A 13,641-nucleotide genomic window follows, 5' to 3' on the forward strand; every position below is an offset into this window, starting at 1 on the left:
GCCGGATAGCGCCCGGAACTGGCCCCGACCAGGTGCCAGGGCCGGGTTCAACGGACCAATCCCCCTCGCAGTCTACCCGGTCAGACCCGGCTCCCGCCCCAAACAGGCCCCAAGGGCAGGTCCGACAGACCGATCCCACCCGCAGCCTCGACGGACGGGCCCCGCCCTCAGGCCCCCATCATTCCCCAAGGAAAGGCCCTTCAGACCCATCCCAGCACAACCTCGACGGACAGTCCCTGCCCTCAGGCCCCTATCATTCCCCCAAGGAAAGGCCCAACAGACCCATCCCCGCACAGCCTCGACAGACAGTCCCCGCCCTCAGGCCCCCATCAAGCCCCGAGGGCAGCCCCAACAGACCCATTCCGCGAACAGCCTCGACCCGCCCCGCATCCTGCCCCTGCCTCGCGTATCCTGCCGCCGCTCCCCGCCCATGGCATCGCGCCCCGATCCAACCCATCCCGCCGACAACGCGCCGCGCCCCGAACGCCCCGCGTCCTTCCATTTGCCACGACTGCGCCGCATCGCCCTCGGCCCAAACCCGCCACGCTCAGAGAGTGGTTGGCAGCACGCCCCCCGGCATCGCGAAGGCCCAAAGGCAGGGCACAGCTGTCGCACGGCCTGCGCCCCGAACCGCCATCCCGACCCTGCCGAGCGCCGCGCGCGCAGCCTTCATCGGCGACCGCAGGCCGGCCCCGCCCGCGCGCCCAGGGCCGATCAGGCCCGCGAGAGCATCCCTCCGGCCTGCCGGAACACCTGCCCCTCCATCTCCAGCGCCACAAGTTCGCGCGCCACCGCCTCGGCCGGCAGGTCCAGATCGCGGATCAACTGGTCCTCCGCCACCGGGCTTGGCCCCAGCCGGGCCAGGATCTGGCCATGCAGCGCCGCCATCTCGACCAAAGGCCGCCGCTCCGGCATCGGTCCCGGCACCACGCCTGCCACCGGCCCCGGCGCAGGGTCTTCCTCCGCGGCGATCGTTCCGGCCGCCACCTGCCGCGGCGCGCCGGGCGATGCCCCCAGCGCCTCCAGCACGTCGTCTGCCCCGCGCACCAGCACCGCACCATCCCGGATCAGCATGTTGCACCCTGCCGCCCGCGCGTCAAAGGGATGGCCCGGCACCGCCAGCACCTCGCGCCCCAGATCCAGCGCATCCCGCGCCGTGATCAGCGACCCCGACCGCGCCGCCGCCTCCACCACCACAACCGCCCGCGACAGCCCCGCGATGATCCGGTTGCGCAGCGGGAAATGCCGCGCCTGCGGCACAAGTCCCATCGGCTGTTCCGACAGCAGGCAACCCCCTTCGGCGATCCGCGCGGCGAGGCTGGCATGTTCCTCGGGATAGATCACATCCACCCCACCCGCCATCACCGCCACCGTTCCCGTGGCCAGCGCCGCGCCATGCGCCTCGGCGTCGATCCCGCGCGCCAGGCCGGAAACAACCACCTGCCCCGCAGCCCCCAGCGCCGCCGACAGGCGCCGCGCCATCCGCACGCCCAGGGACGATGCATTGCGCGCCCCCACCATCGCCACCATCGGCCGCGCCAGCCAGGCCGGATCGCCCCGCAGCCACAGCAGCGGCGGCGCATCCGGCATCTCCATCAGCCCCGCCGGATAGTCCGGCCCGCCCGGCACCAGCATCCGCGCCCCTGCCTTCCGGGCCTGCGCCATCTCGTGCCGCGCCACCTCGGGGGGGCAGGGCACATAGCCCTCCACCCCGGCAGCGCGCGCCACCTCGGGCAGGGCCGCAAGCGCGGCCGCCGCCGATCCATGCTCGGCCACCAGCCGGTGATAGGTCACCGCCCCCACCCGCCGCGACCGGATCAGCCGCAGCCGATCCACCGGATCGTCGTCCTGGAAATCCCGCATCTGGCCAACCTTCTGCCGCCCTGTCCCGCCAGTCTGGCCCTGATTCCTTAAGGCCGGGTGAATCCCCTCTGCCCCTGCGACGGATTCCCGCCGCCCCGCGTCGCCTTCGTCATTGAAGAGCGGCGCGAAGTTTGATCAAATGAGGCGGAAATTCGGGTCCAGGCCGGACCCCGCAGGATGGAGCCCAATCATGCAGAATGCCGAAGTCGCCCGTCGCCGGGATGAAGCCATCTCCCGCGGTGTGGGCATGATGACCCAGATCTACGCCGACCGCGCCAAGAACGCGGAAATCTGGGATATCGAAGGCAACCGCTACATCGACTTCGCCGCGGGCATCGCCGTGGTGAACACGGGCCACTGCCACCCCAAGGTCATGGCCGCCGTGACCGAACAGATGTCGCGCTTCACCCATACCTGCCATCAAGTGCTGCCTTACGAGAACTACATCCGCCTTGCCGAACGCCTGAACGCCGCCGTTCCGGGCGATTTCGCGAAAAAGACGATCTTCGTCACCACCGGGGCCGAGGCCTGCGAGAACGCGATCAAGATCGCCCGCATCGCCACGGGCCGGAACGCCGTCATCGCCTTCGGCGGCGGCTTCCACGGGCGCACCTTCATGGGGATGAGCCTTACCGGCAAGGTCGAACCCTACAAGAAAGGCTTCGGCGCGATGATGCCCGATGTCTTCCACGTTCCCTTCCCGATGGGCCCGCACGGGATTTCGACCGAGGATTCGATGAAGGGCATCGAAAAGCTCTTCAAGGCCGATCTCGACCCCGCCCGCGTCGCCGCCATCATCTTCGAACCCGTGCAGGGCGAAGGCGGCTTCTACGAGGCGCCGACCGATCTTGTGAAAGCCATCCGCGCGCTTTGTGACAAGCACGGCATCGTCATGATCGCGGATGAGGTGCAGACCGGCTTTGCCCGCACCGGCAACCTCTTTGCCATGCAGATGCACGGCGTCGCTGCGGACCTGACGACCATGGCCAAGGGCCTTGCCGGCGGCCTGCCGCTGGCGGCCGTCACGGGCAAGGCGGAACTCATGGACGCCGCCAATCCCGGCGGCCTCGGCGGTACCTATGCGGGCAACCCGCTGGGGATCGCCGCCTCCCACGCCGTGCTGGACGTGATCGAGGAAGAACAGCTCTGCGCCCGCGCCAACGAACTGGGCTCGCGCCTGAAGCAGCGGCTGGAGGCGATCCGCTCCACCACCCCGGAAATCATCGACATCCGCGGCCCCGGCTTCATGGTCGCCGTCGAATTCGCCAATCCGGGCAACAAGGAACCCGATGCAGGCTTCACCGGCCGCGTGCGGACAGAGGCGCTGAAGCGCGGCCTGATCCTGCTCACCTGCGGCGTCTATGGCAACGTGATCCGCTTCCTTGCGCCGATCACCATCCCCGACGCGCATTTCGCCGAGGCGATGGACATCCTCGAAGACGCCGTCGCGGCGGCCCGTCAGGGCTGAGATCGCAACGGGGGGGCATCCGCCCCCCCGCACCCCCCGGGGCCTGCGGCCCCATCCACAGGGGCAAGCATCGGACAAGGGCCGTTTCTTCTGGAACGGCCCTTTCCCTTGCGCTAATCGCTCCGGCATGACCGGGGCATTCGCACAGATGGATCAGGGTATCGTCCTTCGGGGCGCCTCTCTCGTCATCCGTGGCACGCCCATCCTGTCAGACCTGACGCTTGCCCTGACGGAACCCCGCATCGGCATCGTCGGGCAGAACGGATCGGGCAAGACCACCCTCCTGCGGCTGATGGCGGGCCTTGTCGCGCCCTCCTCCGGCAGCGTCATGGTGGATGGCATCGACCCCGCCCGCGACCGCAAGGGGATGCTTTCCCGCCTTGGCATCCTCTTCCAGAACCCCGACCAGCAGATCCTCTTCCCCACCGTGGCCGAGGAACTGGCCTTCGGCCTGCGCCAGCAAGGCCACAGGGATGCCGAAACCCGCGCCCGCGCCGCGCTGGCGGCGGAAGGCCGCGCCGACTGGGCCGACCTCCCCGTCTCCACCCTGTCGCAGGGGCAGCGCCAATGGCTCTGCCTGCAGGCGATCCTCCTGATGGCCCCCCGTACCATCCTGCTCGACGAACCCTTCGCCGCGCTCGACCTGCCCACCGCCGCGCGCCTGACGCGCCGCCTCGCCACCCTGCCCCAGCGCCTCATCACCATCAGCCACAACCCCGCCGCCGTCGCCACCTGCGACCGCATCCTCTGGCTCGACAGTGGCCGCATCCGCGCCGATGGCCCGCCCGGTGCCGTCCTCCCCGCCTTCACCGCCGAAATGGCCCGATTGGGAGAGGCCGATGCTGACCCTCACCTCCCCCGTTGAAACACCCCTCCACCGCTGGCCCGCCGGCCTGAAACTCGCCCTGCTCTGCGCAGCGACCGTCCTCCTCTTCCGGCTGACCACCCCGCTCCCCCTTGCGGCAATCGCCACGGCCCTCGCCGCCCTGCACCTCCTCCTCGGGCGCAGCATCGCGGCCACCGCCCTGCGCCAGTTGCGCCCGCTCTGGCCCTTCCTCGCCCTCCTCGCCCTCTGGCATGGGCTGACCGGAGACCTCGCCCAGGGCGCCACCATCGCGCTCCGCCTGATCACGGCCATGGCCCTTGCCAACCTCGTCACCATGACGACCCGGCTCTCCGACATGCTGGCCGCGCTCGACCGCCTGACCGCCCCCCTCGCCCGCGCGGGCCTTCCCACCCGCCGCTTGACGCTGGCCCTCGCCCTCGCGCTCCGCTTCATCCCCGTGCTTTCAGACCGGATCGACACGATCCGCGCCGCATGGACCGCCCGCAGCCCGCGCCGCCCGGGCTGGCGCATCCTCATCCCCGCCGCCCTGGCAGCCCTCGACGAGGCGGACCATGTCGCCGAATCCTTGCGCGCCAGGGGAGGGGCGGGCTAAACCCCGCCACCCGGAACAGGAGCCCAGGATGGAACGCAACCTCTCCCACATCGCCCTCTTCGCCGCCCTCATCGCGGTGCTGGGCTTCGTCCCCCAGATCATGCTGCCCTTCGGCGTGCCGATCACCGCGCAAAGCCTTGGCATCATGCTCTGCGGCACGGTGCTGGGCGCGAAACGCGGCGCGCTGGCGGTGCTGCTGTTCCTCCTCCTCGTGGCCATCGGCCTGCCGCTTCTGTCGGGCGGGCGCGGCGGCCTCGGCGTCTTCGCCTCTCCGACCGCGGGCTTCCTGATCGGCTTTCCCGTCGCAGCCTTCGTCGCGGGCCTTGTCACCGAAAAGGCCCCGATGGCGGTCGGTTGGGCGGCGGGCCTCGGCTCCTTCCTTGGCGGCGTGATCACGCTCTATGCCTTCGGCATTCCGGGCCTCGCGCTGATGCTCGACAAATCCCTGCCGGAGGCCGCGCTGATGATCACGGCCTTCCTTCCCGGCGACATGATCAAGGTGGCGCTGGCGGGCCTTGTCACCCACAGCCTCGCCCGGATGCGCCCGGGCGCCCTCTTGTCACGCAACTGACCCAAGGCCGACGCGTTTTTTCGCGAAACCACCTCTCCCCAAAACGCAAGCGGCCCCGCAAGCGGGGCCGCCCAACCAGATTTTTCGCAGAAAAATCGTTCCTTTACCGCACCTTCAGCGTTGCCAGCCCGATCAGCGCCAGGATCAGCGAGATGATCCAGAACCGGATCACGATCTGCGGCTCGGCCCAGCCCTTCTTCTCGAAATGGTGGTGGATCGGCGCCATCAGGAACACCCGCTTCCCCGTGCGCTTGAAATAGGCCACCTGGATGATCACGCTCATCGCCTCCACCACGAAAAGCCCGCCCACGATGGCCAGCACGATCTCGTGCTTGGTGCAGACGGCAATCGCCCCCAGGGCCCCGCCCAGCGCCAGTGACCCGGTATCGCCCATGAACACCGCCGCAGGCGGGGCGTTGTACCACAGAAAACCCATGCCCCCCCCGAACAGCGCCGCGCAGAAGATCAGCAACTCCCCCGTGCCGGGCACGAAATGCACCCCCAGATACTCGGTGTAATTCGCATTCCCCACCACATAGGCGATCACGCCGAAAGTCCCCGCCGCGATCATCACCGGCATGATGGCCAGACCGTCCAGCCCGTCCGTCAGGTTCACCGCATTCGCTGCCCCCACGATCACCACCATCCCGAAGGGGATGAAGAACCACCACAGGTTCAGAAGCAGGTCCTTGAAGAAGGGAAAGGCCAGTTGATGCGTCAGGGGCCCGGGATGAAAGCTCGACGCCGCATAAGAGGCCAGCGCCGCGATCACCAGCCCCGCGCCGAACCGCACGCGCCCCGGCACGCCCCGCGTGTTCTGCTTCGTGACCTTGGCATAGTCATCGGCAAAGCCGATCAGGCCAAAGGCCAGCGTCACCAAGAGAACGATCCAGACATAGGGGTTGTCCCAGCGCGCCCAAAGCAGCGTCGACACCATCAGCGCCGACAGGATCAGAAGGCCCCCCATCGTGGGCGTGCCCGCCTTGGCGAAATGGCTCTGCGGCCCGTCATCGCGAATGGGCTGGCCCTTCTTCTGCTTGCGCCGCAGGAAATCGATCAGCGGCCGCCCGAAGACAAAGCCGAAGATCAGCGCCGTCAGGAAAGCCCCCCCCGCCCGCACCGTCTGATAGCGGAACAGGTTGAAGAAATCCCCCCCGTCGGAAAAGGCGGTCAGCCAATAGAACATTACTCATTCCCCTCGGTCTTTGGTGGCACCGCCTGCCCCAGTTTGCGCAGGCCGTCAACGACAAGGCTCACCTTCGAACCTTTGGAGCCCTTCACCAGCACGATATCCCCCGCATCCACGATCGACCGCGCCCGCCCCGCCAGTTCGGCGGCCGTCTCCACCCAGTCGCCGCGCTGGCCGCGCGGCAGCGCCTGCCACAGCGCCCGCATCCGCGGCCCCACGCAATGGATCACCGTCACCGCCTCCAGCCCGGGATGGCGCGCGATGGCTGCGTGCAACTCACCCTCCGTCGGGCCAAGTTCCAGCATGTCGCCCAGCACCGCGATCCGCCGCCCGGCGGCCAGCCGCCCGATCCCGTTCTCCGGCTCTGCCGCGATCAGCACATCCAGCGCCGCCGCCATGCTGGCGGGATTGGCGTTGAAGGCATCGTCGAACAGGTCGAACCCCATCTCTTCCAGCGGGTCCATCAGGATCCGCTCGCGCGTGCCGCGGCCACGCGGCGGCGACCAGCGCCCGATATCGCAGGCCGCAATCGCCGCATCGCAACCCAGCGCCTCGGCCACCGCCAGCGCGCCCAGCGCATTGGCCGCGAAATGCCGCCCCGGCGACAGCACCTTGAAGAGAAGCGGCGCCCCGCCCCGCTCGGCCCGCACCACCGTCGCCCCATCGGTCAGATCGGCCGACAGCATGCGCCACTCCGCGCCCGCCGCCGCCCCGAACATCACCGCCCGCGCGCCCACCGCCGCCGCCTTCGCCCGCAGGATCGGTGTCGTGTCGATATCGGCATTCAGCACCGCCACGCCGCCCTTGCGCAGCCCGTCAAGGATCGAGGCCTTCTCCCGCGCGATCCCCTCCACGCTCTCGAAGGCCTCCAGATGCGCGGGGGCCACCGTGGTGATCATCGCCACATCCAGATCGGCCATCCGCGCCAGAGGCGCGATCTCGCCGGGATGGTTCATCCCGATCTCGATCACCGCGAATTCCGTCTCTTCCGGCATCCGCGCCAGCGTCAGCGGCACGCCCCAGTGGTTGTTGTAACTCGCCTCGGCGGCATGCACCCGCCCCTGCCCGCCCAGCACGGCGCGCAGCATCTCCTTCGTCGATGTCTTGCCCACCGAACCGGTGATCCCCACCACGCGCGCCTTCGTCCGCGCCCGCGCCGCCCGGCCCAGCCCTTCCAGCGCAGCCAGCACATCCGGCACGATCAGCAGTGGCGCATCCGCGGGCACCCCCTCCGGAACGCGGGATACCAAAGCCGCCGCGGCCCCCTTCTCCAAAGCCGCCGCCACGAAATCATGCCCGTCGCGTACATCCTTCAGCGCGACGAACAGATCCCCCGGCCGGATCGTTCGCGTGTCGATGGACACGCCGGATGCCGCCCAGTCCCGCGTCACCCGCCCGCCCGTGGCCGCCGCAGCCGCCGCTGATGTCCACAACACCATCAGATCACCCCATCCAGCGCCGCAACCGCGATGCTTGCCTGTTCCACATCGTCAAAGGGATAGATGTCGCCCTTGATGATCTGCCCCGTCTCATGCCCCTTGCCCGCGATCAGCAGCGCATCCCCCGGCCCCAGCGCATCGACACCGCGCAGGATGGCCTCGGCCCGGTCGCCAACCTCATTCGCCTCGGGGCAGGCTTGCAGTATTTCTGCACGAATGGCCCCCGGCTCCTCGGATCTCGGGTTGTCGTCTGTCACAAAAAGAACATCCGCGAAGTCCCGCGCCGCCGCCCCCATCAGGGGGCGCTTGCTCCGGTCCCGGTCACCGCCCGCGCCAAAGACCACCACGATCCGCCCCATCACATGCGGCCGCAGCGCCTTCAGCGCCGTGGCAATCGCATCCGGCGTATGGGCGTAATCGACAAAGACCGCCGCGCCATTGGCCCGCGTCGCGGCCAGTTGCATCCGCCCCCGCACCCCCGTCAGCCGCCCCAGCACACCCATCACCGCCGCCGGCTCCTCGCCCGCCGCGATCACCAGCCCTGCCGCCAAAGCCACATTCTCCGCCTGAAACCCGCCAATCAGCGCGAGCTTCACCTGATGCGCCTGCACGCCCTGCCAGACGAAACGCACCTCCTGACCCGTGGCCTCCGCCCGTTGCCCCGTGATCCGCAGATCACAGCCCTCGCCATGCCCCACGGTCAGCACCCGCTGCCCCCGCGCCCGCGCCACATCGGCCATCCGCGCGCCATGGGGGTCGTTCAGGTTCACCACCGCCACCCCGTCATCCGGCAGCACCCGCCCGAACAATTCGGCCTTGGCGGCGAAATAGGCCTCCATCGTGCCGTGATAATCCAGATGATCCTGCGTGAAATTGGTGAAGCCCGCCGCCACCAGCCGCACCCCATCCATCCGCCGCTGGTCCAACCCGTGCGACGAGGCCTCCATCGCCGCATGGGTCACCCCGGCCGCCGCCGCCTGCGCCAGCATCGCATGCAGGGTGATCGCATCCGGCGTGGTATGCGAAGACGGCGCGCTCCACGCCCCCTCCACCCCGGTCGTGCCGATATTGATCGCCTCATGGCCCAGCGCGGCCCAGATCTGGCGGGTAAAGGTCGCGACGGATGTCTTCCCGTTCGTCCCCGTCACCGCCACCATCACGTCAGGCTGCGCCCCGAACCACAAAGCCGCCGCCCCGGACAGGGCCGCCCGCGCATCCTCGGCCACCACAAGCACGGCCCCCGATCCCGCCAAAGCCTCCGCCGCGATCCGCGCGCCTTCCGCATCGGTCAGCACCGCCGCCGCCCCCATCCGCAAGGCGGGGCCGATGAATTCAGCCCCATGCACCCGCGCGCCCGGCAGCGCCGCGAACAGGAACCCGTCGCGCACCGCCCGGCTGTCCACCGTGATGCCCGTCAGTTCAGGGTCACCCCCGCCCCGCCCCGTCAGGCCGAGTTCCGACAGTTTCCTTACCCCGGCCATTCCGCACCCTCGCCTCAGTTCGAGACGGCTGTTAGCCCATCCACCGGCGGGGGTTCAACCACCGGCCGCAGCCCCAGGAGCGGCGCCGCCCGGCGGATGATCTCGCCCGCCACCGGCACCGCCGTCCAGCCCGCCGTGCGGCGCGGCTCGCTGCCCGATGTCTCCACCGGCTCGTCCAGCGTCACCACCAGCACATATTTCGGGTCATCCGCCGGGAAGAGGCTGGCGAAGGTGTTCACCACCTTGTCCTCGTCATAGCCCCCCGTGCGGCTGGGCTTCTCTGCCGTGCCGGTCTTGCCCGCCACCTGATAGCCCGGCACATCGCCCAGCGTCGCCGTGCCATGCTCCACCACCCCGCGCAGCATCCGGACCGAGGCCGCCGCCGTTTCCGCCGTCATCACGCGCGGCCCGTTCTGCGCCACGCCCCCATGCAGCAGCGTGGGCGTCACCTTCACCCCGCCATTGGCAATCGCGGCATAGGCCACCGCCAGATGCATCGGGCTTGCCGAAATGCCATGCCCATAGCTCGTGGTGATCGTGGTGATGTCCGGCCAGCGCTTGGGAACGATGGGCTTGGCCCCCGGCGCCTCCACCAGTTCGATCACCGTCGGATCAAAGAACCCAAGCGACTGGAAGAAGGCCGCCTGCCGCTCTGCCCCCACCATCAGCGCGATATTCGCCGTCCCCACATTCGAGGATTTGACGATCACATTCTCAACCGAAAGCAGCGGCCCGTAATTCTTGTTCTGGAATTCCTTGATCGTGAACTTGCCCCAGCGACGCGGCGCATTGGCATCGACCATTGTCTCGGGCGAGACAAGGCCAAGGTTCATCGCATTGGCCACGGTAAAGATCTTGAAGGTGGATCCCAGCTCGTACACCCCCTGCACGGCGCGGTTGAACAGCGGGCTGTCGCCCGGATCGCCCTTCACCAGCGGGTTGGGCCGGTCATTCGGATCGAAGGCAGGCAGGCTCGCCAGCGACAGGATCTCGCCCGTCTTCACATCCATCAGGATCGCCGCCGCGCCCTTGGCATTCAGCATGGTCATGCCGGTGCCAAGGATCTCCTCCACCGCCGCCTGCAGCGTCAGGTCCAGCGACAGTTCCAGCGGCGTCCCCGCCTGCGCCGGGTCGCGCAGCCGCGCATCCAGCGCCTTCTCGATCCCTGCCGTGCCGATCACCTCGGCACTCGAAACCCCCTCGGCCCCGAAGCTCGCCCCGCCCAGCACATGCGCGGCCAGTTGCCCATTGGGATAAAGCCGCATCTCGCGCGGCCCGAACAGCAGGCCGGGATCGCCGATCTCATGCACGCGCTGCATCTGCTCGGGGCTCATCACCCGGCGGATCCACAGGAAGGTGCGCCCGTCCGTCAGCCGCCGCTCCATCGCCACCGGGTCGATCTCGGGGAAGATCTTCGCCAGTTCCCGCGCCACCCGCCCCGGATCGACCATGTCGCGCGGCTGAGCGTAAAGGGCATAGGTCTGCATGTTGGTCGCCAGAATGCGCCCGTTGCGGTCGGTGATATCCGCCCGCGTCGCCAGGATCTGCGCCCCCGCCGCCGCCGAACGCGGCTCCACCGGCTCGGTCGCCGCCAGAAGGCCCATCCGCGCCCCGATGGTGGAAAAGGCCGCAAGGAAGCCCAGGCTCAGGAACAAAAGCCGCACCTCGGCCCGCGCCCGGCCCCGGTCGCGGATCTCCTCATGGCGCAGGCGCAGGTTCTCGCGCTCGATCGTGTCGGGATTCTCGCCCTTCTGGCGGGCCGAAAGAATGCGGGCAAGCGGGCGAAGGGGCGTGCGGATCATGGGAATTGTCCGTCGACAGGGCTCGGGGCCAGTTCGGTTGCGGTTTGTCCGGTCACCTCGACCGGGTCGGTGATGGCCGGAAAGGCCCCGTCGCCCGGCAGGATCATGGGCGCGGGATAGCTGATCTGCGCCGCCGCGCCGAATTGCGTGGGCTCCAGCGGCAACAGACCCAGCCGGTCGAAATTCACCGTCGCCAGTTCACGCAGCCGCTCGGGCCGGTTCAGATAGGCCCATTCCGCCCGCTGCAGCGCCAGCGCCTCGCGCAGGCCCGCGATCTCGTCCTGCAGCCGCCCCATCTCGCGCAGCGCCGCCTGGGTGGCGTAATTCTCGCGATAGGCCCAGAAGGCCAGCCCCATCACGGCAAGGAAGGACAGGACGAAAAATACCGGGCGCATCAGCGGCGTCCTTTCTTCGGCTGGAACTGCGGCAGGCCCAGCGCCGCAGGCGCGATGCGGGCCGCCGGAACGGATGTGCGCCGCGCCACGCGCAGCTTGGCGCTTCGGGAACGGGGATTCTCGGCCAGTTCGGCCGCATCCGGCCCCACCGCCTTTTTCGTGATCATCTCGAACCGCGCCGCCTGATCGGCCCGCGCGGGGGCATAGCGGTTGGCATTGGCCTCGGCCCCGCTGGCGATCTGGAAGAACCGCTTCACGATCCGGTCCTCCAGGCTGTGAAACGTCACCACCGCCAGCCGCCCGCCGGGCTTCAGCGCCCGCTCGGCGGCCTGCAACCCTTCGGCCAACTCGTCGAATTCCGTATTCACCGCGATGCGGATCGCCTGAAAGCTCCGCGTCGCCGGATGGCTCTGCCCCGGCTTCGGGCGCGGCAGGCATTTCGCCACGATCTCGGCCAGCCGCAGCGTGGAGGTGATCGGCTCCACCGCCCGCGCCTCCACGATCGCCCGCGCGATCCGGCGCGAGGCCCGCTCCTCGCCGTAATGGTAAAGGATATCCGCCAGCACGCCCTCATCGGCGCCATTCACCAGATCGGCGGCGCTTTCGCCCTCCTGGCTCATCCGCATGTCCAGCGGCCCGTCCTTCTGGAAGGAAAACCCCCGCTCCGCCCGGTCCAGCTGCATCGAGGACACGCCCAGATCCAGCACCACCCCGTCCAGCGCGCCGCCCGCATGAACATCCAGCTCGGAAAACCGCCCCGCGACCAGCCGCAGCCTGTCGCCATACACCCCCGCCCAGGCCGCCGCCATCTGCAGCGCCAGCGGGTCGCGATCGACGCCCGTCACCCGCGCGGCCCCCGCCTCCAGCAATCCCCGCGCATAGCCGCCCGCGCCGAATGTGCCATCCAGCCAGTCGCCCTCCACCGGGGCGACAGCCGCCAGAAGCGGGCGCAACAGCACCGGCACATGGGGATTGCGACCGATCTCCTGATCGCTGTGGGCCAAGGCTCAGACCTCCGGCACGTCGCCGCCCAGAAGCGACAGGATGTCCATATCGGCGGGCAATGCCGCCAGTTCCTCTTCCGCCGCGCGCCGGATCTCGGCCTCGTAGGTTTCGGATTTCCAGATCTGGAATGTGTCCAGCGCCCCGGCCATCACGGCCTCGGTCGCATCGGCCGATTGCAGGCCGGTCTTCTCGCGCACCTTGGGCGGCAGCACGATCCGGCCATCGTCATCAATCTCGACCGTCACCGAAAGGGTGATCATGTTGCGTTCCAGCACGCGCCGCTGCATCGACCCAAGCGGCAACCGCCGGATCATCGCCTCAAGGCGCTGCGCCCCCGCAACCGTATAGCATTCCGCGTATTTCCGGCGTTCATCCCCGTAGACGATCACGATGCGCTTGCGGGTGCTGTCCGGGTCTCCGGCCTCCAGGACACGGCGAAAGGCCGCCGGGATCGACACCCGCGCCTTACCGTCCACCTTCTGGGTGAACTCGCCTCTGAACGCCTCCGACATGGGCCTTCCGGCCTCCTCACATGCAGCTCTTGCCCTGCTCCGTCAGGCCCCTGCCCGGGGAACCCGGGCCCTGAAACGGAAACGGCGGATCGAGCTGCTGCCACTGCCCGATCCGCCGCCTGTCCCATCGCTGGGCGTCCAGCTACGCGCGCCACCTGGGGGAGATGTCTGCTCGCTCGCGCGCCGGATCTCTGGTTTCGATGAAGGCGGGTGCCTGTATGAAGCCTGCTTTCGCCTGTTCGGGGTCTTGTGCCGCCCCTGCTTTCGTCTTGCCCGCTTTCATCGTCGTGAGGAATGAATGCCATGGGATTTTGCCCCATGCAACGGGAAATTTTGGGATGAACCGGGCACATCTTGTTCCAGCACCCCCCGCAACACAGCATTTTGTGGCACCCTTTACCATGGTTTTCCCACAATTATGCAAGGCAGACTCACACGATCACAAGATGTAGTGATCCCCTGTGAATGGCGCTTTTT

12 protein-coding genes are annotated in these 13,641 nt (G+C 68.7%); 4 read left to right on the forward strand and 8 right to left on the reverse strand.

The window, feature by feature from the left end:
• Nucleotides 1-714 precede the first annotated feature (714 nt).
• Nucleotides 715-1,863 (reverse strand): DNA-processing protein DprA, encoded by a 1,149-nt coding sequence (gene dprA, locus G5V65_RS09195; RefSeq protein WP_165049226.1) that lies wholly within the window; start codon nt 1,861-1,863, stop codon nt 715-717.
• 190 nt (nt 1,864-2,053) lie between these two features.
• On the opposite strand from dprA, the gene G5V65_RS09200 reads away from it, so the two are divergent.
• The 4 genes from G5V65_RS09200 to G5V65_RS09215 all read left to right on the forward strand — a co-directional run bounded on the left by G5V65_RS09200 (nt 2,054) and on the right by G5V65_RS09215 (nt 5,341).
• Nucleotides 2,054-3,331, forward strand: coding sequence for a 4-aminobutyrate--2-oxoglutarate transaminase (locus G5V65_RS09200; RefSeq protein WP_165049229.1), 1,278 nt, complete (start codon nt 2,054-2,056; stop codon nt 3,329-3,331).
• A 148-nt stretch (nt 3,332-3,479) separates the two neighbouring features.
• Entirely contained in the window at nt 3,480-4,196 is a 717-nt protein-coding gene (locus G5V65_RS09205) for an energy-coupling factor ABC transporter ATP-binding protein (protein ID WP_394352235.1), read from the forward strand.
• Nucleotides 4,171-4,770 carry a CbiQ family ECF transporter T component gene (locus G5V65_RS09210; protein ID WP_165049233.1) on the forward strand — a complete coding sequence of 200 codons (600 nt, stop codon included), beginning with the start codon at nt 4,171-4,173 and terminating at the stop codon, nt 4,768-4,770. The genes G5V65_RS09205 and G5V65_RS09210 overlap by 26 nt, the downstream gene beginning before the upstream one ends.
• A 28-nt stretch (nt 4,771-4,798) precedes the next feature.
• A complete protein-coding gene (locus G5V65_RS09215) occupies nt 4,799-5,341 on the forward strand; it encodes a biotin transporter BioY (RefSeq protein WP_165049235.1) in 543 nt (180 codons plus the stop codon).
• Nucleotides 5,342-5,444: 103 nt separating this feature from the next.
• Here G5V65_RS09215 and mraY read toward each other — a convergent pair whose 3' ends face one another.
• From mraY to mraZ, 7 genes are read right to left on the reverse strand one after another with little or no spacing between them, the layout of a single operon-like run.
• On the reverse strand, nt 5,445-6,527 hold the full coding sequence (gene mraY, locus G5V65_RS09220) for a phospho-N-acetylmuramoyl-pentapeptide-transferase (protein WP_165049237.1): 1,083 nt from the start codon (nt 6,525-6,527) through the stop codon (nt 5,445-5,447).
• Entirely contained in the window at nt 6,527-7,972 is a 1,446-nt protein-coding gene (locus G5V65_RS09225; protein ID WP_165049349.1) for a UDP-N-acetylmuramoyl-tripeptide--D-alanyl-D-alanine ligase, read from the reverse strand. The genes mraY and G5V65_RS09225 overlap by 1 nt, the downstream gene beginning before the upstream one ends.
• A complete protein-coding gene (locus tag G5V65_RS09230) occupies nt 7,969-9,450 on the reverse strand; it encodes a UDP-N-acetylmuramoyl-L-alanyl-D-glutamate--2,6-diaminopimelate ligase (protein WP_165049240.1) in 1,482 nt (493 codons plus the stop codon). Before G5V65_RS09230 ends, G5V65_RS09225 begins: the two co-directional genes overlap by 4 nt.
• 14 nt (nt 9,451-9,464) lie before the next feature.
• Complete coding sequence (locus G5V65_RS09235; protein WP_165049242.1) at nt 9,465-11,252, reverse strand: peptidoglycan D,D-transpeptidase FtsI family protein; 1,788 nt, start codon at nt 11,250-11,252, stop codon at nt 9,465-9,467.
• Complete coding sequence (gene ftsL, locus G5V65_RS09240) at nt 11,249-11,647, reverse strand: cell division protein FtsL (protein WP_165049244.1); 399 nt, start codon at nt 11,645-11,647, stop codon at nt 11,249-11,251. The genes G5V65_RS09235 and ftsL overlap by 4 nt, the downstream gene beginning before the upstream one ends.
• Complete coding sequence (gene rsmH / locus G5V65_RS09245; RefSeq protein WP_165049246.1) at nt 11,647-12,651, reverse strand: 16S rRNA (cytosine(1402)-N(4))-methyltransferase RsmH; 1,005 nt, start codon at nt 12,649-12,651, stop codon at nt 11,647-11,649. Before rsmH ends, ftsL begins: the two co-directional genes overlap by 1 nt.
• Before the next feature lie 3 nt (nt 12,652-12,654).
• Complete coding sequence (mraZ, locus tag G5V65_RS09250) at nt 12,655-13,164, reverse strand: division/cell wall cluster transcriptional repressor MraZ (RefSeq protein WP_165049248.1); 510 nt, start codon at nt 13,162-13,164, stop codon at nt 12,655-12,657.
• Nucleotides 13,165-13,641: the final 477 nt, after the last annotated feature.

Origin of the sequence: Paragemmobacter kunshanensis, assembly GCF_011059185.1 — a bacterium.
Classification (GTDB): domain Bacteria; phylum Pseudomonadota; class Alphaproteobacteria; order Rhodobacterales; family Rhodobacteraceae; genus Paragemmobacter; species Paragemmobacter kunshanensis.